This is a genomic window from Micromonospora sp. NBC_01699, from assembly GCF_036250065.1.
Lineage (GTDB): Bacteria > Actinomycetota > Actinomycetes > Mycobacteriales > Micromonosporaceae > Micromonospora_G.
Map to the genome: position 1 here is coordinate 7,490,423 of NZ_CP109199.1, position 23,000 is coordinate 7,513,422.

25 protein-coding genes are annotated in these 23,000 nt (G+C 71.2%); 6 read left to right on the forward strand and 19 right to left on the reverse strand.

Annotated features, from left to right (window positions below; translation table 11 throughout):
• Positions 1–71 precede the first annotated feature (71 nt).
• Positions 72–1,058: a helix-turn-helix transcriptional regulator gene (locus OG792_RS30885; protein WP_329104832.1), complete on the forward strand. Its 987-nt coding sequence runs from the start codon at positions 72–74 to the stop codon at positions 1,056–1,058.
• Between the two features lie 50 nt (positions 1,059–1,108).
• On the opposite strand, the gene OG792_RS30890 is transcribed toward OG792_RS30885, so the two are convergent.
• Entirely contained in the window at positions 1,109–2,032 is a 924-nt protein-coding gene (locus OG792_RS30890) for an SDR family oxidoreductase (RefSeq protein ID WP_329104833.1), read from the reverse strand.
• A gap of 95 nt (positions 2,033–2,127) precedes the next feature.
• Here OG792_RS30890 and OG792_RS30895 point away from each other — a divergent pair, with 95 nt between their 5' ends.
• Positions 2,128–2,814: a nucleotidyltransferase domain-containing protein gene (locus tag OG792_RS30895; RefSeq protein WP_329104835.1), complete on the forward strand. Its 687-nt coding sequence runs from the start codon at positions 2,128–2,130 to the stop codon at positions 2,812–2,814.
• Here the strand turns inward: OG792_RS30895 and OG792_RS30900 are convergent.
• The 5 genes from OG792_RS30900 to OG792_RS30920 all read right to left on the reverse strand — a co-directional run bounded on the left by OG792_RS30900 (position 2,811) and on the right by OG792_RS30920 (position 6,268).
• Complete coding sequence (locus OG792_RS30900) at positions 2,811–3,548, reverse strand: alanyl-tRNA editing protein (protein WP_329104837.1); 738 nt, start codon at positions 3,546–3,548, stop codon at positions 2,811–2,813. The genes OG792_RS30895 and OG792_RS30900 overlap by 4 nt on opposite strands.
• A 37-nt stretch (positions 3,549–3,585) precedes the next feature.
• Positions 3,586–4,473 carry an alpha/beta fold hydrolase gene (locus tag OG792_RS30905; RefSeq protein WP_329104839.1) on the reverse strand — a complete coding sequence of 296 codons (888 nt, stop codon included), beginning with the start codon at positions 4,471–4,473 and terminating at the stop codon, positions 3,586–3,588.
• The gene (locus tag OG792_RS30910) at positions 4,470–4,784 is read right to left on the reverse strand and encodes a DUF2516 family protein (RefSeq protein WP_329104841.1); all 315 of its coding nucleotides are present in this window, start codon (positions 4,782–4,784) and stop codon (positions 4,470–4,472) included. Before OG792_RS30910 ends, OG792_RS30905 begins: the two co-directional genes overlap by 4 nt.
• A 69-nt stretch (positions 4,785–4,853) precedes the next feature.
• Positions 4,854–5,648, reverse strand: a complete 795-nt coding sequence (locus tag OG792_RS30915) for a hypothetical protein (RefSeq protein WP_329104843.1) — start codon at positions 5,646–5,648, stop codon at positions 4,854–4,856.
• Positions 5,649–5,653: 5 nt separating this feature from the next.
• Entirely contained in the window at positions 5,654–6,268 is a 615-nt protein-coding gene (locus tag OG792_RS30920; RefSeq protein WP_329104845.1) for a helix-turn-helix domain-containing protein, read from the reverse strand.
• 141 nt (positions 6,269–6,409) lie between these two features.
• Between OG792_RS30920 and OG792_RS30925 the strand changes: the two genes are divergently transcribed.
• Positions 6,410–7,207 carry an alpha/beta fold hydrolase gene (locus OG792_RS30925; RefSeq protein ID WP_329104847.1) on the forward strand — a complete coding sequence of 266 codons (798 nt, stop codon included), beginning with the start codon at positions 6,410–6,412 and terminating at the stop codon, positions 7,205–7,207.
• A gap of 6 nt (positions 7,208–7,213) precedes the next feature.
• On the opposite strand, the gene OG792_RS30930 is transcribed toward OG792_RS30925, so the two are convergent.
• The 4 genes from OG792_RS30930 to OG792_RS30945 form a co-directional block, all read right to left on the reverse strand.
• The gene (locus OG792_RS30930; RefSeq protein ID WP_329104848.1) at positions 7,214–8,179 is read right to left on the reverse strand and encodes an asparaginase; all 966 of its coding nucleotides are present in this window, start codon (positions 8,177–8,179) and stop codon (positions 7,214–7,216) included.
• A gap of 45 nt (positions 8,180–8,224) precedes the next feature.
• Positions 8,225–9,064: a 3-keto-5-aminohexanoate cleavage protein gene (locus tag OG792_RS30935; protein WP_329104850.1), complete on the reverse strand. Its 840-nt coding sequence runs from the start codon at positions 9,062–9,064 to the stop codon at positions 8,225–8,227.
• A gap of 66 nt (positions 9,065–9,130) precedes the next feature.
• A complete protein-coding gene (ygfZ, locus tag OG792_RS30940; protein ID WP_329104852.1) occupies positions 9,131–10,243 on the reverse strand; it encodes a CAF17-like 4Fe-4S cluster assembly/insertion protein YgfZ in 1,113 nt (370 codons plus the stop codon).
• A 19-nt stretch (positions 10,244–10,262) separates the two neighbouring features.
• Positions 10,263–10,688, reverse strand: a complete 426-nt coding sequence (locus tag OG792_RS30945) for a Fur family transcriptional regulator (protein ID WP_329104854.1) — start codon at positions 10,686–10,688, stop codon at positions 10,263–10,265.
• Between the two features lie 97 nt (positions 10,689–10,785).
• Between OG792_RS30945 and OG792_RS30950 the strand changes: the two genes are divergently transcribed.
• Positions 10,786–11,643, forward strand: coding sequence for an aminotransferase class IV (locus tag OG792_RS30950; RefSeq protein WP_329104856.1), 858 nt, complete (start codon positions 10,786–10,788; stop codon positions 11,641–11,643).
• A 106-nt stretch (positions 11,644–11,749) separates the two neighbouring features.
• Here OG792_RS30950 and OG792_RS30955 read toward each other — a convergent pair whose 3' ends face one another.
• Both OG792_RS30955 and mtfM read right to left on the reverse strand, forming a co-directional pair.
• A complete protein-coding gene (locus tag OG792_RS30955; protein ID WP_329111545.1) occupies positions 11,750–12,325 on the reverse strand; it encodes an FABP family protein in 576 nt (191 codons plus the stop codon).
• A 29-nt stretch (positions 12,326–12,354) separates the two neighbouring features.
• Complete coding sequence (mtfM, locus tag OG792_RS30960; RefSeq protein WP_269476287.1) at positions 12,355–12,459, reverse strand: small membrane protein MtfM; 105 nt, start codon at positions 12,457–12,459, stop codon at positions 12,355–12,357.
• Positions 12,460–12,473: 14 nt separating this feature from the next.
• Here mtfM and OG792_RS30965 point away from each other — a divergent pair, with 14 nt between their 5' ends.
• Positions 12,474–12,848, forward strand: a complete 375-nt coding sequence (locus OG792_RS30965) for a DsrE family protein (protein WP_329104863.1) — start codon at positions 12,474–12,476, stop codon at positions 12,846–12,848.
• Here the strand turns inward: OG792_RS30965 and OG792_RS30970 are convergent.
• The 7 genes from OG792_RS30970 to OG792_RS31000 all read right to left on the reverse strand — a co-directional run bounded on the left by OG792_RS30970 (position 12,842) and on the right by OG792_RS31000 (position 18,164).
• Positions 12,842–13,375 (reverse strand): GNAT family N-acetyltransferase, encoded by a 534-nt coding sequence (locus tag OG792_RS30970; RefSeq protein WP_329104865.1) that lies wholly within the window; start codon positions 13,373–13,375, stop codon positions 12,842–12,844. The two genes, OG792_RS30965 and OG792_RS30970, sit on opposite strands and share 7 nt — an antisense overlap.
• An 85-nt stretch (positions 13,376–13,460) precedes the next feature.
• The gene (locus OG792_RS30975) at positions 13,461–14,348 is read right to left on the reverse strand and encodes a TIGR03619 family F420-dependent LLM class oxidoreductase (RefSeq protein ID WP_329104867.1); all 888 of its coding nucleotides are present in this window, start codon (positions 14,346–14,348) and stop codon (positions 13,461–13,463) included.
• Positions 14,345–14,854 carry a nucleoside deaminase gene (locus tag OG792_RS30980; RefSeq protein ID WP_329104870.1) on the reverse strand — a complete coding sequence of 170 codons (510 nt, stop codon included), beginning with the start codon at positions 14,852–14,854 and terminating at the stop codon, positions 14,345–14,347. The genes OG792_RS30975 and OG792_RS30980 overlap by 4 nt, the downstream gene beginning before the upstream one ends.
• A 117-nt stretch (positions 14,855–14,971) precedes the next feature.
• On the reverse strand, positions 14,972–15,784 hold the full coding sequence (locus OG792_RS30985; protein WP_329104872.1) for an inositol monophosphatase family protein: 813 nt from the start codon (positions 15,782–15,784) through the stop codon (positions 14,972–14,974).
• 171 nt (positions 15,785–15,955) lie between these two features.
• Entirely contained in the window at positions 15,956–16,837 is an 882-nt protein-coding gene (locus OG792_RS30990) for a hypothetical protein (protein ID WP_329104875.1), read from the reverse strand.
• Positions 16,838–16,887: 50 nt separating this feature from the next.
• On the reverse strand, positions 16,888–17,373 hold the full coding sequence (locus OG792_RS30995; protein ID WP_329104877.1) for a winged helix-turn-helix domain-containing protein: 486 nt from the start codon (positions 17,371–17,373) through the stop codon (positions 16,888–16,890).
• A 356-nt stretch (positions 17,374–17,729) separates the two neighbouring features.
• Positions 17,730–18,164: a winged helix-turn-helix domain-containing protein gene (locus tag OG792_RS31000; RefSeq protein WP_442932519.1), complete on the reverse strand. Its 435-nt coding sequence runs from the start codon at positions 18,162–18,164 to the stop codon at positions 17,730–17,732.
• Between the two features lie 349 nt (positions 18,165–18,513).
• Between OG792_RS31000 and OG792_RS31005 the strand changes: the two genes are divergently transcribed.
• The gene (locus tag OG792_RS31005; RefSeq protein ID WP_329104881.1) at positions 18,514–22,914 is read left to right on the forward strand and encodes a S8 family serine peptidase; all 4,401 of its coding nucleotides are present in this window, start codon (positions 18,514–18,516) and stop codon (positions 22,912–22,914) included.
• The last annotated feature ends 86 nt before the right edge of the window (positions 22,915–23,000 follow it).

The window sequence follows — 23,000 nt, forward strand, 5'->3', positions numbered from 1 at the left end:
GGGGTTGGTGGGGGTTGGGTCGGGGTGGTGGTGGGGGTGGGGGTGGGGGTGGGTGGGGGGAGGATGGGGGGATGCGGGTGGCTCGGCTGATTTCGTTGGTGTTGCTTTTGCAGAGTCGGGAGGGGATGACCGCTACCGAGCTGGCTCGGGAGTTGGAGGTTTCGGAGCGGACGGTTTATCGGGATGTGCTGGCGCTGGGGGCGGCGGGGGTGCCGGTGTACGCCGATCGCGGGCGGGCGGGCGGTTATCGGTTGCTCGGGGGGTATCGGACGCGGCTGACCGGGCTGAGTCGGGCCGAGGCCGAAGCGCTGTTCCTCTCCGGACTGCCGGGACCGGTCGACGAGATGGGTTTGGCCGAGCCGGTGGCGGCCGCACGGTTGAAGGTGCTGGCCGCACTGCCCCCGCCGCTGCGGGACGCGGCGCGACGGTCCGGTCAACGGTTCCACCTGGATGTACCCGGCTGGTTCGGGACCGCCGACCCGCCACCACTGCTCACCGACCTCGCTCGGGCAGTCTGGCAGGACCGGGTGGTCGAGCTGCGCTACCGCCGCGACCGCGAGGTGGCCCGGACGGTGCAGCCGTACGGGCTGGTGCTCAAGGGCGGGGTCTGGTATCTGGTCGGGCGGGTCGGCGACGACCATCGCACCTACCGGGTGGACCGGGTTACCCACGTCGAGGTCACCACCGCCGGCTTCGACCGGGACGAGACCTTCGACCTGGCCGGGTTCTGGTCGGCCGGGGTGATCGAGTTCGTCCGGGCCATGTTCCCCGACAAGATCACCGTACGGCTGAGCCCCGCCGGACTGCGCGCCCTGCGGTACGTGATCGAGCCACCGGCCGCCCAGGATGCGCTCGACGACGCGGGCGAGCCCGACGGGCAGGGCCGGGTGGTGACCCGCCTGCCCATCGAGTCGCTCGACATCGCCTATTCGTTGCTGCTCCGGTTCGGCCCGGAGGTGGAGGTGCTCGATCCGCCGTCGCTACGCGCCCGGCTCGCCGACGCGGCGGCCCGGCTCACCGCCCTCTACCGGGACCCGCCGGACCGCGACGGGCCGTAGGACAGCGATGGGCCACAGCGACGGGCCGTAGGACAGCGGTGAGCCGACGGTCAGCGGTAGCCGGTGGCGTCGGCGGGGCGGCCGGGGTCCTGCACCTCGACCATGTAGCGCCAGGCGTCGGGCTGGCTGCCGTCGAGATCGGTGAAGCCGTACACCCGGGCGAGTTGGCCGCTGGACACCGACTGGCCGGACCAGCGGGCCCGATCCGGGTCGGCGGCGAGCGCCGCGACGGCCCGACCGACGTACGCGGGTGACTCCGAGATGACGAAGTGCGGTTCCTTCTCGGTCGCGTCCCGCCAGTTTGCCTCGGTCACGCCGAACAGGTCGAGCATCGTCTCCGAACGCAGCCAGCCCGGCGTGAGCGCGACCGCCGTGCCGCCGTACTCGCGCAGTTCGTGGGCCTGACTGAAGGCCAGCCGGGTGACCGCGACCTTGGCCAGGTCGTAGAAGGCGTTGAGCCGGTACGTGTTGTCGTTGTACTCCCGGGTGCCGTCGCCCATCTCCACCACCAGCCCGCCCGGCGAGCGGATCAGCAGCGGCAGCGCGTAGTGGCTGGTGATCATGTGGGTGTCGATCGACAGCCGGAGCGTACGCAGCCCGTCGGTCAGCGAGTGCTGCCAGACCGGCTGGTTCCAACCGATCATCGAATCGCCACCCCAGATGTCGTTGACCAGCACGTCCAGCCGGCCCTGCTCCCGGTCGATCCGCTGCACCAGGGCCTGCACCTTCTCTGGCTCCAGGTGGTCGACCGGCACCGCGATTCCGACGCCGCCGGCCCGGGTGACAAGCTCGGCGGTCTCCTCGATGGTCTCCGGACGGTTCATCTCCGAGCGCTGTCCACGGGTGCTGCGCCCGGTCGCGTAGACGGTGGCGCCGGCCGCGCCGAGTTGTACCGCTATCTGCCGGCCGGCGCCCCTGGTGGCACCGGCCACGAGCGCGATCTTTCCGCTGAGCGGTTGGTTCGATTCGGTCATACCGGAGAGGTAACCAGCAATACCTGACAACCGGTGGCCGGATTTGCCGACAAACTCGGTTCACCCGCCCGGCCGCGTACGCGATCATGTCCCGCATGCGCCTGCTGCTCGCCGGGATCGTCGGCTCGACCGCGTACGGGCTGGCCGGGGCCGGCTCGGACGTGGACCGGCTCGGCCTGTTCGCCGCGCCCACGGTCGCCTTCCACGGCCTGCACCCGCCGCGCGAGTCGATCGTGACCACCGCACCGGACAGCACCCGGCACGAGGCCGGCAAGTGGTGCCGGCTGGCGCTGGGCGGCAACCCGACCGCCACCGAACTCGCCTGGCTGCCCGACGACCTCTACGAGACCCGGACCGACCTCGGCGACCGGCTGATCGGGATCCGGTCGGCCTTCCTGTCCGGTCCCCGGGTCCGGTCCGCCTACCTCGGTTACGCCGGCCAGCAGTTCCGCAAACTCGAATCGCGCGGCGACGGCTCGTTCTCGGCCGACACCCGACGACGCACCGCCAAACACGCCCGGCACCTGGCCCGACTCCTGCACCAGGGCCGGGTGCTGTACGCCACCGGCCACCTGCCGATCCGGCTCGACGCCCCGCAGACCTTCGTGGACTTCGGCGAGCAGGTCGCCGCGGGTCGGATCGACCGGGCCCGAGCCCTGCTCGGCGAGGCCGAAAAGGACTTCGACACCATCCGTACGCCGCTGCCGGAACACCCGGACGAGGAGACGGTCGAACGCTGGCTGCTCGACGTACGGGCGGCGAACTACCGCCCGGCGGGCTAGCCGACGAGGCGTACCCGTACCCGGCGGTTTGCCTTGCCCTTGCTCTCCACCTTGACCACCTGGACCTTGCCGATCTGCGCCGTCGACGCCACGTGCGTGCCGCCGTCGGCCTGCACGTCCAACCCGACGATGTCCACGATCCGGATCTCCTGCTCGTCCGCCGGAATCAGGTTCGACTGGGTACGGATGATGTCCGGCAGGGCCAACGCCTCGACGCGCGGCAGCACCTTCACCGCCACCGATCGGTCGGCGGTCACCTCGACGTTGACCAGTTCCTCCAGCCGGGCCTTGAAGTCGGCCGGCACCTCGGGCAGGTTGAAGTCCATCCGGGCCTCGCCCGGTTCCATGCTGTTGCCGGTGACCAGCGCCCCGAAGTCCCGGAAAACCACACCGCAGAGCACGTGCAGCCCGGAGTGGGTACGCATCAGCAGGGTGCGGCGGGTCTCCTCGACCGCGCCGGTGACCGCCGTACCGACCGGCGGGACGGGGTCGCCGTCGGCGGGTACGAGGTACAGGTCGTCGCCCTTGCGGGTGCCGACGATCCGGGTCTGCGTCCCCTGCCAGAGCAGCACGCCGTGGTCCGGCGGCTGGCCGCCGCCGCCCGGGTAGAACGCCGAACGGTCCAGCACGATGCCCTGCTCCGGGTCGACGTGCACCACCGTGCAGGTCCACTCGCGCAGGGTCGGGTCGGCGAGGTCCAGCCGGAGCGTGTGGCCGTGCTGCGTGACACCCATGACCGGGCAGACTACCCGCTCACCGACACCGCGACGACTACCCGTTCAGGAACTCGGAGATGCGCGCGCGCAGGTCGGCGCGGTGCGTCCAGAGCACGCCGGGGCGGTCGTACACGTGCAGGGTGGCGTTCGGCAGCGCCGCGGCGAGTTGCTCCGCGACCACCGCCGGGTGCAGGTCGTCACCGGCGCAGCCGATCACCAGGGACCGGGCGGTGACCGTGGCGAGCGCCGACGCGTCGCGTACCGGGACCTGGTCGGGCAGGTCGGCCAACCCGTCGGCCAACCCGTCCCGCATCAACTGGTCGATCCGCTGCCGCAGGTACGCCCACCCCGCCGGGGTGTTCCGGACCGCCGCCGGCAGTTCGGCCGCCGCCGCCTCCGCGACCGTACCGGGGTCGCCGCTGCGTACCGCCTCCAGCAGCAGGGTCAGCCGCTCGCGGGACGCCGCCGGACGCGGCTCGTCCAGCACCGCCGGCAGGAAGAAGACCGCCCGGTCGAACCGTTCCGGGCTCTCCAGCAGCAACCGGGTCAGCGCACCGGCACCGAGGCTGACGCCGACCGCCCGGGTGGCCCGACTCAGGTCGGCGACGGCGCGCAGGTCGCGGGCGAGATCCAGGTAGGTCCACGGGCCGTCCGGCGCATCCGACCGGCCGTGCCCCCGGAACTGGAAGAAGACCCGCCGGCCATGGACCGCGCTGCCCAGCGGTCGGGTGGCGGAGATCGCACCGCCGAGGCCGTGCGCGAACACGGTCACCGGGTCGCCCGCGCCGGTGACCAGCCGCTCCAGCCGTACCCCGTGCGGGGTGGTGACCAGCTCGGTCTCCGGTTCGGGCAGCGCCGGACGCCCGGTCCTGGGTGCGCTGGGACCGGGTCCGTACGTCCGTGGCCCGCCGTCCGGCGGCGGTGGCCAGCGGAAATCTCTCACCAGAAGCCCTTGCCATCGGTCAGGTCACGCAGACCGGGTCGGACGTCGAGCAGGTAGATCAGGCCGGCGGCGATGCCGATCAGGCCGAAGATGCTGAGTACGCCGAAGCCGAGCAGGGTCAGCGCCAGGCAGACGCCGAGAATGGCGATCCAGCCGCCCTTGGGCAGGGTCCCGATCGCCGGGAAGGCGTCCGATCGTTGGGTGATGGCGTGCACCAACGCCACCCCCTCGATGATGAGAGAAAAGGCCAGGAGCACCAGCTCGATGACGCCCCGGACATCGGAGTAGAAGATCGGCGCGGCAGTAACCATGCCGTGAAGCTTATGTCGGCAACCCCGGGTACGGGCTACATGCCGTACCCGAGGTCTGCCCGACCCGGCCTACTTCTCGTCGGTGGTCGCGGTGCTCTTGGCCGGCTTGGCGGCCTTGGTCGGCTTGGCCTTCGGGGCCGCCTCGGCGGCGGTGGCCTTGGTGGCCGGCGCCTTCGGGGTCTTCTCCGCCGGGCTCCGGGTGGCCTTGATCGCGGCGACCTTGGCCACTGTCCGCTTGGTCGCGAGGACCTCCGGGGTGGCGGTCAGTTCGGCGGGCACCTCGGGCGCGTCCATGTCGGCCGGTGCCGGTACGGGGGCCGGAGTCGGGGTGCCGACCGTGCCGACCACCCGCTCGCCCCGGGCCACCAGGGCCTCGTACGCGGCGGCGGCCCGCTCGGAGGCGGAGTACGCGCCCGACACGACAACGGCGGCGTTGCGGATCGCGGCGGTACGCAGCCGACGTACGTCCAGCTCGGCGCTTGCCGTGCGCCCGCGCAGCTCGGTGGCGGTGGTGTTCGCGGTACGCAGCACACCGGTCGCCCGCTCGCGCAGCTCCGCCGTGCCGGTGACGGCCCGTTCGCGCAGCTCGGCGGCGCGGGTGGCGGCGGTTTCGCGCAGTTCGGCGGTGGTGATGCCGGCCGCCCGTTCGCGCAGCTCGGTGGTGCCGGTGACGGCCCGCTCGCGCAGCTCTCCGGTACCGGTGACGGCCCGTTCGCGCAGCTCGGCGGTGCTGGTGGCGGCCTTCTCGCCCAGCTCGGTGACGACCGCGGGCAGCTTGCGGAGCTGCTGTAGGGCGAGGTCGCCGACACCGGCGACGGCGTAGAGGGGGGCGGGGATGCGGGTGCTGGTCCGGGGCTGGGTCATGACTACTACTCCTCCTCGACCGCGGGGGCGGTCTTCCGGGCCGCCTTGCGGGCGGTTCGCTTGGCTGGTTCGGGAGCGTTCGGGGCGGGCGCGGTGCCCGACTCGGTCCGCGCCACCGATTCGAGTACGTCGTCCACGGCGGTACCGGCCGCCGGGTTGTCGCCACCGGTGGCGGCCTCTGCCGGCGGGCCGGTTTCGACCGGTGTCGTGTTTCCGACCGGAGCCGTGTCCGCTGCCGGCGGGCCGGTTTCGGCCGGTGCCGTGGTTTCGGCCTGGCGGGCGTTTTCCCGTCGGAAGGTCTCGTAGATCTGGCTCAGCGACTGCTTCTGCGGCATCGTCAGGTCGGGGTCGGCGGCGATCGAGGCGAGCACGCCGTGCCCCTCCTTGTCGTCCAGCAGGCCGGCCCGCAGGTACATCACCGGGGTCGACACCCGCAGCGCGCTGGCAAGCTGTTGCAGCACCTCCGCGCTCGGCTTGCGCAGCCCGCGCTCGACCTGGCTCAGGTAGGGATTGCTGACCCCGGCCTGGTCGGCGAGCTGGCGCAGCGAGATTTTCGCGTTGCGTCGCAGGTCACGGATGAACCCACCGACGTCGCGGGGTAGGTCCTTGGGGTTCGCCATGTGCTCGACGGTATTCGCCGATGCTAGCTATTGCAAGCAAAGTGCTAGCAAGAGTTAGCGAAGTCTCATCCCGGAGCACCGATCCGTACAGGTCAGGCAATCGCGTTGCATATCAACCACAAGAGTGCGTAACTTCGCCTGATGTCAAAGATCGAACTGGACGGGGCCACGCTGGCCTACGACGACCTGGGCGACGGGAACCCGGTCGTCCTGCTGCACGCCGGCATCGCCGACCGCCGGATGTGGTGCGGTCAGGTCGACGTACTCGCCGGTCGGCACCGGGTGCTCAACCTGGACCTGCGCGGGTACGGCGAGTCCAACCTGCCGGAGCACGCCTTCGCCCACCACGACGACGTGGTCGGTTTCCTCGACGCGCTCGGCATCGAGCGGGCCACCCTGGTCGGTTGCTCGTTCGGTGGCGCGGTGGCGATCAACACCGCGCTCGCCCACCCCGACCGGGTCGCCGCACTCGCCCTGTTCGGCTCGGCGGTATCCGGTTATGAATGGTCGGACGAGACCAACGACCTCTGGGACACCCTGATCGGCGAGGTCGACGACGAGGACCTCGACGCCACGGCCGAGGCCGAGGTGCGGTTCTGGGTGGTCGGTCCGGGTCGCCAACCGGCCGACCCCGACCCGGCGTTTCTGGACTTCGCCCGCGAGATGGACCGGCGGGCACTGGCCGCCGAGGCGGCACTGGGCAACATCGAGGTACGCGAACTCGACCCACCCGCCATCAACCGGCTCGCCGAGATCCGGGTGCCGGTGCTGGTCGGAGCCGGTGCTGCGGACGTACCGGACATCTCGGTGCTGGCTGACCTGATCGCCGCGCAGGTGCCCGGGGCGACCCGGCTGCCGGACGTGCCCGACGCCGCCCACCTGCTCCCGCTGGAACGCCCCACCCCGGTCAACGAAGCCCTGCTGGCCTTCCTCCGGTAGCCCCGGTCAGAAGGTGGGCAGGGCGCGGATCGCGCCGACCGGGACGCCGCCGCCGAGCAGGGGAAGTTCGGCCAGCTCGGCCAGGACGGCGGCGGTCACGCCCAGCCTGCGGAGGGCGGCGACGAGCACCGGCATCCGGGGTCGACCGGCACCGTCATCGATCTTGATGGCGACCGCGCCGACGCCCGGCACCGCGCTCACCACGACGCCCTCCGCACCCACCTTTGAGAGCAGGCCGGGAACCCCGGTCATCAGCCGGGTGTCCTCGGCACCGGTGCCGGCGACCAGCTCCGGGTGCGTACGCATGGCGTCCGCGACGGTCCGCTCCACCGAACCCGGCGCGCCGGACACCAACCGCAGGAACGCGCCGGCCATCCCGGTCAGCGAGACCGCGAGCACCGGTGCGCCGCAACCGTCGACCCCGACCGCCGCGACCGGCTCCCCGGTGAACTCCTCGACCGCGGCCCGCAACCGCTCCTGCAACGGATGCTCCGGCTCCCGGTACCCCTCCACCGGCCAACCCGCCGCCAGGCAGGTCAGCAGCATGCCGGCGTGCTTGCCGGAACAGTTCATCCGGATCCGGGCCGGGCCACCACCGGCCCGCAGAACCGCGGCCCGCGCCGCCTCCCCGATCGGGAGGTCCGGCGGACACCGCAGGTCCGACTCGGTCAGGCCGCCACTGCGCAGCAGGGCATCGACCCGGGCCAGATGGAAGTCCTCGCCGTAGTGGCTGCCGCAGACCAGCGCCAGGTCGGCCGAGTCGACCAGCCGCAGCCCGGAGCGGAGCATCCCGATCGCCTGCAACGGCTTGCTGGACGACCTCGGGAAGATCGGTGACAGCACGTCACCGGCCGAGGCGACGACGGTCCCGGTCGCGTCGAGGACCACCACGGAACCCCGGTGCAACCCCTCGACAAAACCGGACCGGACCACCTCGGCGAGCGGTGCGCCACCCGTGTAGCTGTGTGCCATGGCGCAGACGGTAGCGAGTCGCCCGACCGCCACCTTAGGGAGCCCTCAGTTTCGAGGCGGCAGTCCCAGCAGCTCACGGGCGTGCGTGGTGCTCAACGGGGGGCGCTGGGCGAGCTGCGCGAAGCCGACGGCGCGAGCCACCAACTGCATGTTCGACTCCACCGGCCGGCCCTTCGCGTACGTGATGGTGTCCTCCATCCCCACCCGCAGGTGACCACCGGCGGACAGCGACGCGAGCAGCACGTCGATGGTGCTGCGCCCGATGCCGGTGGCGGAGAACGTGCTGCCCTCGGGCAGGTCCCGCAACGCCTGCCGGCAGGCCACCAGCGCCTCGGTGGTGCCCGGCATGCCGCCCGGCACCCCCATCACGAAGTCGACGTGCACGTGCCCACCGGCCGGCAGGCCGTGCCGGTCCAACAGCCGGCGCAGGGTGGTGAGCTGGCCGAGGTCGAAGATCTCGTACTCGGGCACGATGCCGCGTTCCCGCATCCGGGTGTGCAGTTCGACGATGAACTCCCACCGGTTCAGGAACACGTCGTCGCCGAAGTTGACCGTACCCATGGTGCAGGAGGCCATCTCCGGGCCGGCGTCCAGCACCGCCAGCCGCTCGACCTCCGGATCGGTCACCGCGCCACCGGTGGAGAGCTGCACGATCAGGTCGGTGCTCTCCCGCAGCGCGGCGACGGTGTCGCGCAGCCGCGCCGGGTCGAGCGTCGGCCGGGTCTGACCGTCCCGGATGTGTACGTGGATCACGGCCGCGCCGAGCGCCTCGCACTCCTTCGCGGTCAACACCAGCTCGTCCAGGGTCACCGGCAGCGCCGGCACCTCGGCCTTGGTCGACTCCGCCCCGGTCGGGGCAACCGTGATCAACGTCCCTGTTGTCATGCCGGCGATCCTAACCAGGCCGCCCCCGACCCCCGCCACACCAGCCGTACGCCGCCGCTCGACGACTCAGGACGGGTCGATCGCCGCCGCCGTCCCGCCGACCAGCAACCGCGCGTCCTCCGGCACGTTCCGCTTCAGTACGGCGAGCGCGACCGGCCCCAGCTCGAAGTGGCGTACGGCGGTGCCGACGAAGCCCACCGTACGGTCACCGTCAGCCACCGGCGTGCCGACCGCCGGTAGCTGGTCGGAGCTGATCCCGTCCAGGTGCAGCAGGACCAGCCGGCGGGGCGGGCGGCCCATGTTGTGCACCCGCGCCACCGTCTCCTGCCCCCGGTAGCAGCCCTTGTCCAGGTGCACGGCCGGCCCGATCAGGTCCACCTCGGCCGGGATCGTACGGTGATCGGTCTCGAAGCCCACCCGGGGCAGCCGCGCGGCGACCCGGATCGCCTCGTACGCCCAGAGCCCGGCCAGTGGCACCCCGGCCCCGGTCAGGTCGGCGACCACCCGGTCCACCTCGCCCCGGGGCACCAGCAGGTCCACCCCGAGCTCGACCCGACGGGCCCAACCGCCGCCCGGCAACGGTCGTACGTCGTACCTCGTGGTCGGTCGGGGTGGCACGGCCCCGCCGGCGAACTTCGGACCCGGCACCGGCAGCGCGTCCGGTTCCGCGAGCCCGGTGACGCCGAGCGTGCCGACGGCCTCGGCGGCGCGCGGGCCGACCAGCGACAGCACCGCCCACTCGGCGGTCGCGTCGCGCGGGTCGACGCGGGTGAAGAAACGCATCTTCTCCAGGTAGGTCAGCAGGCCCGCGGTGTCCCGGGGCTCGGTGTCCAACCAGGTGGTCTCGCCGTCCTCGGCGACCATGGCATGCTGCTCGATGTGCCCGTGCGGGGACAGGACCAGCAGCTCACTGCCCTGTCCGGCGCTCAGGTCGGCCAGGTGCTGACTGGTGAGGGTGTGCAGCCAACTCGCCCGTTCGACGCCGGGCACCGCGATCACACCCCGGTGGGAGCGGTCGACCAGGCCCACGTCGGTGGCGAGGTGGCGCTGCTCGCGCATCGGGTCACCGTAGTGGGCGGCAACCCCGCGTACGCCGGCCGCGACGTGTTCCGGTCCCGGCTGGTCCGGCGTGGTTTCGTCCAGTACCTCGATGGCCACCGCGCCCGCGATGTCGATCATTTGTGTACCCCGCCGTCGACTAGTCCTGCTGCTCCCCGCACCTACGGCAGACGCCGAAGAGTGCCACGTGCCCTACGTCGACCCGGAACCCCCGGTCACCGGCCAACTGGTCGGCGAGCGGCCGGAGCAGCTCCGGCTCCATCTCGTCCACATCCCCGCACGACCGGCACACCAGGTGCACGTGCTGGTCCGCACCGGCCCCGTGGTACGTCGGAGAACCGTGCGACAGGTGCGTATGGGTAACCAGCCCGAGCCGCTCCAGCAATTCCAGGGTGCGGTAAATAGTGGTGATGTTCACTCCGGCGGCAATCCCGCGGACCGCCGTGTGCACCTGCTCGGGAGTGGCATGGCCCAGTTCGAGGACGGCTTCGAGAATCAGTTGCCGCTGCGCCGTCAGGCGCAGCCCACGGGAGCGCAACATCTCGGCCAGCGATGATTCCGACACCGTACGAGTGTAGATCCCCGAACCGCTTTCCCCCGATTCCGGCACCAGGCCCCGGTTGCCCGGACCGGCGCCCCGGCCACCGCTACGCTCTGGAGTCGTGTCCGGGCAGCAGATCGTCGCCGTACTCGGCCGGGGCGTACTGCCGGCCGACGAGCCGATCGTGCGCGCCGACGACCGGGGGGTGCTGCACGGCGACGGCCTGTTCGAGACCATGCACGTCCGGGCCGGTCGCCCGTGGCTGCGCGACGAGCACCTGACCCGGCTGGCCCGCGCCGCCGCCTCGGTCGACCTGCTGCTGCCGGACGCCACCGAACTGGCCGAACTGCTGAGCATCGCCTGCGCGGCCTGGCCGGCGGAGACCGAGGGAGCGCTCCGGCTGGTCTGCACCCGGGGCCCGGGGATCGGCGGGCCGGCGACCGTCTTCGCCACCGTCTCACCGGTCACGCCCGCGCAGCGGCTGGCCCGTACCGCCGGCCTCAACGTCGCCACGCTGCCGCTGGGGGTGCCGGCCGGGGCCCGCGCCGGGCTGCCCTGGCTGCTCGCCGGGGTCAAATCAACCTCGTACGGGACGAGTCTGGCGGCCCACCGCTGGGCGGCGGCGAACGGGGTCGACGACGTGCTCTGGACCTCGACCGACGGTTACGCCCTGGAGGGGCCCAGCGCCAACCTGGTCTGGCTGGCCGGTGACACCCTCTGCACGGTGCCGGCCGCCAGCACCGGGATCCTGCCCGGGGTGACCGCCGCCTGGCTGCTCGCCCACGCCGGCTCGCTCGGCCTGTCCGCCGAGGAACGCATGATCACCCCGGCCGAACTGCGCGAGGGAATCTGCCTCGGCGCCTGGTTCACCTCGTCCGTACGCGGCCTGGCCGAAATCCGCACCCTGGACGGCATGCCCCTCCCCCCGTCCCCCCACACCCCCACCCTCCGCAACCTCCTGGCCTTCCCCAGCGCCTGACCCCCACCCCAAGATCCGCACTAGTACGGAGAAAGAGTGACTATCCCGAGTCGGGTAGCCACTCTTTCTCCGTACTAGTGGGCTTCTCAGCCTCGATGAGCGCGGGTCAGCCGCCGACGCGGGTGAGGCGGGCGGAGAGGTGGGGGGAGAGGGGGTGGCCGACCGCGGCGAGTTCCTGGGCGTAGAGCAGGGCGCCCTCGACTATGCCGAGGAGGCGATGCCCGGCGGTGACCTCCTTCGCCGTGGCGGTACGGACCACCGCGTCGGTGACCAGTTCGAGCCGGAGGCCGGTGAGCTTGCCGACGTGCAGCTCCATGATCCCGGTATGGATGCTCATCAGCGCCTCGATCTCGTCGGTCGCCCGACCGTCGGCCATCACCGGCCGCCACCAGCCGATCTCCCGACCGAGCGGCCGGACCGGACGGCTCTCCTCGTCCAGCAGCCAGGCGCGCGACTCATAGTGCAGGAACGGCCGCCCGTCGTGGCTGATCTTGATTTCCTGGCCGTAGTCGAAGTCCTCGATCGTCGGATATCCGCCGCGCCCGCGCCCGCGCCACAGCCCCACGTACGGCAGCAGGCCCAGCAGTGCCGGGTGCAGGTCGGGACCAACCCGCAGGTCGTACGTTTCCTCGAACGGGTACGGCTCGACCGGTGGCGCGTTCAGCCACGGCGGCGGTGCCATCGGATTGTCCGGGGAGGTGCTCTCCGCGCTCACCAGCGTCCTCTCGAGATACGTACGGCGAGGTAGACCAGGCCACCGGCGAGCAGGCCAAAGCCCGCCACCAGCAGGCTGACGAACCCAATCTCGGTAACCATGACAAGGTCATCCTATGCTGGTCGGTATGGCACGCACTCTCGTCGTCAAGGCCACGGCCGGCTCCGATTCGCCGGAGCGGTGTGCCCAGGCGTTCACCGTCGCCGCTACGGCCGTAGCCGCAGGGGTGGACGTGTCGCTGTGGCTGACCGGCGAGTCGAGCTGGTTCGCGCTGCCCGGCCGGGCAGCCGAGTTCGAGCTGCCGCACTCGGCCCCGCTGGCCGAACTGCTACACGTAATCCTGACCGCTGGTCGGGTCACCGTCTGCTCCCAGTGTGCGGCACGGCGGGAGATTGGCGCGCCGGACGTGCTCCCGGGCGTACGGATCGCCGGGGCGGCGGCCTTCGTCGAGGAAGCGATGGCCGACGGCGCCCAGGCACTGGTCTACTGACCGGACGGTTCCTCCCGGCCGGTCAGATCCCACCGCATCGCCGTACGCGGCCAGCGGTCCAGCCCGTGTTCGGCCTCGCGATCCTGGATCGCCCGCAGTCCGGGCGTCAGCTCGTCCCGTTCCAGGGTCCGGAACCCGCACCGCCGGTAGTACGGCGCGTTCCACGGCACCTCCACGAAGGTGGTGAGGGTCAGCGCCGCCATCCCGCCGAGCACCGCCTCGGTCGCGACGTGCTCCAGCAGCCGCCGCCCGACACCGCGCCGCGAGTTGGCGGGGTGCACCGAGATCTGCTCGACGTGCAGGTTCCCGTCGACCTCGTCGGCGATCACGTACCCGACCGGCCGGTCGCTGGGGTCGACCACCGCCCAGGCCCGGCCGGCCCGCTGGTACGCGCCGAGTTCGGCCAGGCCCGGCGGGTCGTCGTCGGCGATCTCCACCATTCCGATGTCCCGGAAGCACTCCCCGGCGGCCCGTTCGATCTCCTGTAGGAGGGGCAGTTCGTCGATCCGGGCCGGACGGATGCGCATACGGTCATTGTGCCGGTCCGGCCGGGAACCCCGCGCTCGTCCCCGCCCGACGGAGGATTCCCACCCTCGACGCGGCGCCGCCCGATCAGGTCACCGATCGGGCGACCCGTTCGAGGACGCCGAAGTCCTCGGTGACCGGACGCGGGTCGTCCGGCGCGTCCGGGTTGGTGTCGAGGACGACGTACGCGCAGCCGAGCGTGGCAAGTTCGTCGAGGTCGGCCCGGATCTGGGCGAGCGTGCCGGTGCCGACCGGGCGGTCGTCGGCGGAAACATGATGGTCGGTGAGTTGGATCTGGAACCGGGGGCTGAACTCCGGGACCGGTCGACCGGCCGCCTCGGCGGCGGCTCGCAGCGCCGGCAGACCCTCGTCGCGCAGCCAGGACATGCCGGCGTTGTTCGGGTGCCAGGCGTCGCCGTACCTCGCCGCTCGGCGGATCGCGCCGGGTGAGGTGCCACCGACCCAGATCGGCGGTGTCCGGACCGGCCGGGGAGCGGTGCTGACGTCCCGGAACGACACGTGCCGGCCGTCGGCGGAGATCCGGTCGTTCGCCCAGAAGGCCCTGATCACGTCGAGGTACTCGTCGGTGATCGCGCCCCGCCGCTCGAATGGCACACCGAGCGCGTCGTACTCCGGCTTCGACCAGCCCACGCCGACACCGAGGATGAACCGGCCGCCGCTGAACTGGTCGAGGTTCGCCGCCACCCGCGCGGTCAACAGCGGATTCCGGTACGGCAACACGGTGACCGACGTACCGAGTTCCAGGGTGCGGGTCTGCGCGGCGAGCCAGGACAGGGTGGTGAACGGGTCGTAGAACGGGGTGGGGTAGATCGCCTGCACGTCGGGGGTGGGTGCAACGTGGTCGGACATCATCACGACGGCGAAACCTGTGTCCTCGGCGAATCGTGCCCAGGCCCGTAGGTTGTCCGGGGTGGCGGCGGGGCCGAAGTTGCGGATGTTGAGACCGAGCTTCACGAGTGTGCCTCCATGGTGGACAGGTACCGGGTGAAGGGTTCGTCCGCGGCGTCGACCGGCAGGTGTATCACCTGTTCCGGGGCCAGGCCGCGCAGGGCCTGCTGCATCGCGGTCAGCAGCGGGCCGTTGTCCGAGGGTGCGGGGTATCCGAGGTCCGGCACGAGTTCCTTCGGTGCGGCGTACACGATCCGGGTGATCCCGGCGCTGGCGGCGACCGCGTGGCAGATCGCGCACGGCTCACAGCTGGACAGCATGACCGCCCCGGTCAGGTGCAGGACGCCCAGTTCCCGGCAGGCGTTGCGGACGGCCGCGACCTCGGCGTGGGCTGTCGGGTCGTGGTCGCGCAGGGCGGTGTTGACACCGGTGGCGACAACCTCGCCGTCGCGTACGACGAGTGCGCCGAACGGGAGCTGGCCGGTGGCGGCGTTGTCGGCGGCCAGGCGTACGGCCTGAGCCAGGAACCGATGCTCGGCACTGTCATCGGCGTTGTATCGATCGATACTCATGATCAGATGCTAGGGGTCGTATCGGCGTCCCGCTGACCCGCCGGGCCGACTCCGGGTCGGTCAGTAGTACGGGCCGGATCTGGGTCAGCGGACACCGGCCCTACCGGAGCATCTTGATCATCCGGGCGTCCCTGATCTGGGTCGGGACCTGCCGTGGGGCCAGCTCGCGGGCGGGGCCTGCCGGACGAGAGCGAGCACCGCCGGCAGCAGCGCCTCGTTCGCGCCGATGGTGGCGCCGGAGTCGGCGGTGTGCGGGCTGCCGTCGGCGTCGGCGAGGCGGGCGCCCGCCTCCCGCGCGATGATCACACCGGCGCTGGTGTCCCACGGCTTGTTGCTCAGCATCACGAAGGCGTCGAGCCGCCCGTGCGCGAGCCAGGCCAGGTCGATCGCGGCGGACCCGAACATCCGTACGCGCTGCGCCTGTTCGGCGAAGGCGGCGGTGATCGCCAGCCGGGGCGCGTTCAGCGCGGCGGCCCCCGCCCCGACCGCGAAGTCGCCGAGCGCGACCAGCGCCTCGGCCAGGTCAGCGGTCTGGCTGGCGTGGATCCGCTCGCCGTCGGCGAAGGCGCCGTGCCCGAGCGCCGCCGAGTAGCGGTTGCCGAGGAACGGCAGGTCGATCACCCCGAGCACGGATTGCTTCCGGGCGATCAGACCGAGCGAGACGGCGCACAGCGGTGACCCGTGTACGAAGTTGACCGTCCCGTCGACCGGGTCGAGTGACCAGGTGAGTTCGTCGCCCACCCCACTGGTCCCCTCCTCCTCGCCGAGGAAGCCGATCTGCGGCGTACGGTCGGCCAGGAAGGCGCGCAGTTTCCGCTCGATGGCGAAGTCCACCTCGGAGGCCATGTCCCGGTCACCCTTGCCGGTCAGGACTCCCGGCCGCAGCGTACGCATCATGTCCCGAGCCAGATCGACGGCCTCATGCGCCACCGCCAGCAAACCCCCGTAGCCCCCCATCCCCGCCCCCCTCCTCACAACCACCATCCCCGCAGGATCAAACCACGCCCACCCACGTTGATCATGAAGTTAACAACCCGCCGAGCGTGGAAATCGGTTGCTAACTTCATGATCAACCGTGGGGATCGAGGGGAGGGGAGGGGGTTAGGGGCAGGGGGTGGTGGTGGAGACGTGGGTTTCGGTTTGGGTGCGGGTTACGACGACGCTGAGGGTGGGGGTGCGGTAGGCGTACAGGTCGGGTTCTTCGGTGATGATGGTGGCGTTGGGGCCGGCGAAGGGGCGCAGGGTGGCGCCGAGCGGGGCGGGAACGGCGGTGCGGGCGGTCGCTCTCGCGGTGTGGGCGGTGCCGCCGGTGGGGCAGGGGACACCGCCGCTGCGTTCGGTCGAGCTGGGAATCGGCACGCCGAGGGCGGCCAGCACCCGGCCGGGCTCGGCGTCGACCGGCAGCCCGATCAGGGGTTCGGCGAAGTCGGCGCCGTCGGGGATGGGGCGACAGCCGCTCTCGGCGGCGAGTTCGACGACGCCGGGGTCGGTGACGTCGCCGTAGATGGCGACGAACTCGCCCGCGTCGGCGCGCAGCGTGTGGGTGCCGACCGTCGGGTTGTGCCGTACGCGCGGGCGGTATTCGGTGGGCAACCGCGCGGCTATCCGGTCGAGCAGGACCGGTGCGTCGGCCTCGGCGGTGCGCAGGATGATGGTGCCGACCAGGTCCGCACCGTCGCGTACCGGGGTGATCCGGCAGCCGCGTTCCACCGTCGGACCGCTGATCTCGACCACCGGTTCGGGTCCCGCGCCGGCCAGTAGTTGGCCGAGGGCGCGGTGCAGCACCGGCATGGCGGCGACGATGTCGCGCTGTTCGCGGACGGTGGGGGTGTCCCGGCGGATCGAGACATAGGCGACCACCAGCAGCAGAACCGCCCAGGCGGCCACCCCGGCGAGCAGCCAGCGCCGCCGTGGTCGGGGGGATCCCGGCCCCGGCTCCGGTGATGCGGCCGGCGGCGGGTACGCCACCGCGTCTGTACTCACGCCCGCCATCGTGACACGTCAGCGCAGGTCAAAGTACGGCCGGGCGGCGGTCAGAGTACGGGCATCAGTCGGTAGCCGACACCGCGTACGGTCTGCACCTGCGGACCGCCCTCGATGGCCCGCAGTTTGCGGCGCAGTCGCTTGATCGCGGAGTGCAGGATCGCGGTGTCGCCGAGGTAGGCGCCGCCCCAGACGGAGTCGAAGAGCCGTTCGTAGGTCCAGACCATCAGCGGCGGTCCGACCAGCCGGGCGAGCAGCTCGCGCTCCAGCCGGGTCAGCGCCAGCGGCTCCCCCTGCCAGGTGACCAGGTGGCCGCCGGGGTCGACGAGGAGTTCGCCGATACTCACCGGCAGCGCTGGTGACAGCGGGGGTGTACCCGTCGGGACGCCCCCCGGTGGGAACAGTGTCGCCCGCAGTTCCGCCAGGTCCGCGACGATGAGTACGCGGCCGAAGTCGTCGAGTCGGCGCAGTACCCTGGCACGAACGGCCGCGTCGGTGGATACGCATACGACGAGCGGTACCTCGGTCTCGGTCAACCGGATCCTCCCTCACGCCTCGGCTCGCATCAGCCAACGCGCTTCGGTTGACGGAGTCAACGGCCTGTGGGCACCCTTCAAATTGGATGGGCGCCCTCCCAGGGACGTCAAGGTGATCGAATTCAGGCTGAATACTGCCCGAATACTGCCAACCCATGGTCTTGATCATGGTCAAAACGTCGACCACTCGCTGGTCAACGCGTACCCAGGGGAACCTCGGCAACGACCGCGCTGGCAACCGGATCAGGTGTCGCGGTCGGTGGCCCGGGCCGATCGGCCGAGCGGGCCGTTTTGTCAGAGACGGCCGCCGTACTCCGGTGGGAGTACGGCGGCCGTCGTCGTTTCCGGGCGCCCGCTCAGCCGCCTCGACCGAAGGCGAGCCGGTAACCGACACCCCGTACGGTCTGCACCTGCGGGCCGCCCTCGACCGCGCGCAGCTTGCGCCGCAGGCGTTTGACCGCCGAGTGCAGGATCGCCGTGTCGCCGAGGTACGCACCACCCCAGACCGAGCCGAAGAGCCGTTCGTAGGTCCAGACCCCGACCGGCGGGGTGGCCAACCGGGCCAGCAACTCCCGCTCCAGCCGGGTCAGGGCCAGCGGTTCGCCGCGCCAGGTGACCAGGTGGCCACCCGGATCGACGCTGAGTTCTCCCAGGTGGACGGGGGCCAGTCCGACTCCCGGCTCGGCGCCCGCACCCGGAAAGAGCATCGCCCGCAGTTCCGACAGGTCCGCGCAGATCACCACCGTGCCGAAGTCGTCGAGCCGGCGGACCACCCGCTCACGTACCGCCACATCGGACGACACGCACACGACGAGCGGAACCTCATTGTTGGACACCCGCAACCTCCCCCTCTGCCGCGTGGGGACAGCCAATCCCCTTTGATCGATGGAGTCAACAACGACACCGGCCGATGCCATGATCTCCTCCTGGCCGCCCAGATCTCGACCAGTTACTGCCCGAATACTGGCCGACAACTTCCATTGATCACTACCGCTACGCGCCAGAGCATGACTCCTAGCCGATGTGGGGGATGCTCTGCGTGTCCAACGAGGCCCCTACGCGTGCTACGCGGTGCCGGACAACCCGGTGCCGCGGCAGGCGTCCCGAACCGATCGGGGCGCCGAAAGTGGGGAGGAACAGATGTCACACCGACCAGAGAGCCGATCAAGACTCTGGCGATCATTCGCCGTCGTCTCGGCTGTCGTCCTCGGTATCACGGCCCAACCAGCGCTCGCCTTCGCGGCGCCCGCAGCTACCGCGACGATCGACCCGCAGGTGCTCAGCGAGCTGGGCACCAAGGGCAACACCAACTTCACGATCTACCTGCGCGAGAAGGCCAACCTCAGCGCCGCGGCCACGGTCGGGGACGCGGACGCTCGGGCCACCAAGGTCTTCGAGACGCTCACCAGCACCGCCGACCGGACCCAGCGCGACCTGAAGGCCACGCTGGACGACCGTAAGGCCAGCTACAAGGCGTTCTGGGTAGCCAACGCCCTCCTGGTCACCGGTGGTGACCGGGCGCTGGTCGACACGATCGCCGCACGTCCCGAGGTCGAGCGGATCGCGCCGACCCGGAGCTACGAGCTGATCAAGCCGACCCCGGCCGACCCGGCGGGTGCGGGCACCAACGCCGTCGAGTGGAACATCGACAACGTCCAGGCCCCCCGGGTCTGGAACGAGCTCGGCGTACGCGGCGAGACCGTGGTGGTCGCCAACATCGACACCGGTGTGGAGTACACCCACGCCGCGGTCGTCGGCAAGTACCGGGGCAACCTCGGCGGCGGCAACTTCGACCACAACTACAACTTCTTCGACCCGGCCAACATCTGTGCCGGGGACACCCCCTGTGACAACAACGGCCACGGTACGCACACCATGGGCACCATGGTCGGCGACGACGGTGGCGCCAACCAGATCGGTGTCGCCCCCGGTGCGAAGTGGATCGCGGCCAAGGGCTGCGAGACCACCGGTTGCTCCGAGGCGTCGCTGCTCGCCGCCGGCCAGTGGGTGGTCGCCCCGACCGACATCACCGGCCAGAACCCCCGCCCCGACCTTCGCCCCGACGTGGTGAACAACTCCTGGGGCGGCGGCCGCGGCGACGAGTGGTACGAGCAGACGGTCGCCGCCTGGCGGGCCGCCGGGATCTTCCCCGGCTTCTCCGCCGGCAACAACGGCACGGCCGGCTGCAACAGCACCGAGAACCCGGGCGACTACCCCAACGCGTACGGGACGGGCTCGTACGACATCAACAACAACATCTCGTCCTTCTCCGGGCGGGGCACCTCCTCGATCGACGGCTCGATCAAGCCGAACATCTCGGCCCCGGGCAGCAACGTCCGGTCCAGCGTTCCGGGCGGCGGATACTCGTCGTTCAGCGGCACCTCGATGGCGTCACCGCACGTCGTCGGCACGGTCGCACTGATCTGGTCGGCCGCACCGGCGCTGCGTAACGACATCGCCGCGACCGAGGCGCTGCTCGACGACACCGCCACCGACGTCTCGGCGCTCACCTGTGGCGGCACGGTCGACGACAACAACGTCTTCGGCGAGGGCCGGCTCAACGCGTACGAGGCGGTCTTCAACGCCCCGCGCGGTGGCGCCGGTGAGGTCAACGGCACGGTGACCGAGGCCGACGGCGGCGAGCCGATCGCCGGCGCGACCGTCAGCGTCGGTTCCCGTACCGCCACCACCGGCACCGACGGCGAGTACACGCTGCGGCTGCCGACCGGCGACGCCACCCTCACCGTGGCGGCGTTCGGCTTCCACACCCAGACCGCCACCGTCGCCGTCCCCGACGGCACTTCGGTGACGAAGGACTTCGCCCTGGTCGGGGCGCAGTCGGTGACGGTCTCCGGCAAGGTCACCGACGGCTCCGGCCACGGCTGGCCGCTCTACGCCAAGATCGAGGTGCCCGGTCGGCCCGGTGGGCCGATCTTCACCGACCCGTTCACCGGCCGCTACTCGTTCACCGTGCCGGGCAACGCCACCTACTCGGTCACCACGACCGCGAAGGCGGCCGGCTACACCGTGGTGACCAAGGAACTCGTCCTCGAAGGCGCGGCGAAGACCCTGGACATCGCCGTACCGGTGGCGGCGGACTGCCTGGCGGCCGGTTACTCGGCCACCCTCGGCGCCCCGCTGCTCTCGGAGACCTTCGACGCCGAGGCCACCCCGGCCGGCTGGTCCACGGTCAACCGGACCGAGGACGGCGGCTGGGAGTTCGACGACCCGGGCAACCGGGGCAACCTGACCGGTGGCGCCGGCAACTTCGCCATCATCGACAGCGACATCCTGGGCACCAGCAACACCCAGGACGCCGACCTGGTCAGCCCGACGCTGAACCTGACCGGGGTGAGCGCGCCGACGCTGAAGTTCAACAGCGACTGGCGGGCGGTCGGGCTCTCCGACACGGCCGACATCGACATCTCCACCAACGGCACCACCTGGACCAACATCTGGCACCAGACCGCCAGCCGGCGCGGCCCCCGCGTCGAGGAGGTCCCGCTGACCGGGCTCGCCGGGGCGGCCACCGCCCAGCTGCGGTTCCGGTTCAACGGCACCTACGCCTGGTGGTGGGAGGTGGACAACGTCTCGATCGTCAACCGGGTCTGCACCCCGCTGCCCGGTGGCATCGTGGCCGGCTTCACCACCGACCAGAACACCGGTGCCGCGCTCAACGGGGTCACCGTCACCAGCGGTGACGCCCCGGCGGACAAGGGCGTCTCGGCGGCCACGTCGGACGACCCGAACATCGGCGACGGCTTCTACTCGTTCTTCTCCAGCCTGACCGGGACCCACCCGTTCACCGCGAGCAAGGCGCCGTACACCTCGGTCACCAAGGGCGTTCCGGTGGTCGCGAACGACGTCCGTAAGGCCGACTTCGCCCTGAAGGCGGGACGGCTGTCGGTCAGCCCGCCGCAGATCGAGTCGCACCAGCCGTACGGCAGCACCCGCACCGCCAAGGTGACCGTCACCAACACCGGCAACGCGCCGGCGCAGGTGGAGGTGCTGGAGCGGGACGGTACGTTCGAGCTGCTGTCCCGGCAGGGTGCGGCCCTGAACGAGTACAGCGTGAAGGGGCTCAGCCCGGCCCAGAACGGTGTCGCGTACGGCCCGGCCGGTAACTCGGCGGCGGCCGCTCCCGCGGTCGACCCCGCCTGGACCCGGGTGGCCAACACCCCGGCGGCCGTCTTCGACAACGCCGCCGCCGTGATCGACGGGAAGATCTACTCCGTCGGTGGCGGTAACGCCAGCGGCAACGAGCGCAAGACCTGGGTGCTGGACCCGGAGACCAACGCCTGGAGCACGCTGCCCGACATGCCGTCCGGCCGTTCCAAGGCGTCCGCGGCGGCCGTCGGTGGCAAGCTCTACGTGATCGGTGGCTGGAGTGCCAGCGGCACCCCGGTCGCCACGGTCGACGTGTTCGACCCGGCGGCGGGCTCCTGGAGCACCCTCGCCGGCGTCACCAACCCGGCGGCGCGTTCGGCGGCCGGTACGGCGGTGCTCGACGGCAAGATCTACCTGGTCGGCGGCTGCGCCGACGGTAGCTGCACCAGCTCGAAGAACACGGTGATCTTCGACCCGGCCGCTGGCACCTTCAGCGTCGGTGCGGACTACCCGTTCGTCATCGGCTGGATGTCCTGCGGCGGCATCGGTAGCAAGGTCTACTGCGGCGGTGGTACGGCCGGCACGGCGACCACTACCGACGCGTTCGAGTACGACCCGGCCGCCAACACCTGGACGGCGCTGCCGGACCTGCCGATCGACCTGTGGGGCTCGCAGTACGCCGCCGCCGGTGGCCTGCTGGTCATCGCCGGTGGGGTCACCGCGAACTCCGCCACCATCACCAACCGGACGGTGGCGTACGACCCCGCCGCCGGTGCCTGGCAGGACCTGCCGAACGCGGCGTTCACCCGCTACCGGGGTGCCGGCGCGTGTGGTGCGTACAAGATCGGTGGTTCGCCGAGTTCGTTCGTCGGCTCGGTGGAGACCGAGTACCTCGGTGGTCTCGAACTCTGTGACCAGGCGGGCGGCGGGGGTGACGTGTCGTGGCTGTCCACGGCGCCGTCCACCTTCACCCTGGCTCCGGGCGCCTCGAAGCAGGTGACGGTCACCCTGACCGCCACGGCGGACGCCGGTGTCCTCCAGCCGGGTACGTACACCGCCGAGCTGGGTATCGGCTCGGACACCCCGTACCCGGTCTCGTCGGTGCCGGTGGAGATGAACGTGTCTCCGCCGAACGGCTGGGGCAAGGTCCAGGGCACCGTACTCGGCGAGAGCTGCTCGGGTACGGACGTGCCGGTCAAGGCGACGATCCGGGCGAACCTGAACGGCAACCCGGCCACCGGTTACACCATCTCCTCCGACGCCGCCGGGGCCTACGGTCTCTGGCTGCCGAAGGGGAAGTACGACGTGATCGTCGCCAAGGACGGCTGGATCCCCGAGGTGCAGCGGATCACCATCTCGGCCGGCTTCGTCTCGACGATCAACTGGGGTCTGGAACCGGTGACGCCCTGCGACACCCGGGTGGGCGGGATCTGATCCCGACCCGTTGACCCGCTACTGATCCACGGTGGCCGTCGGACTCACCCGAGTCCGGCGGCCACCGCCGTTGTCACGGCAGCTGC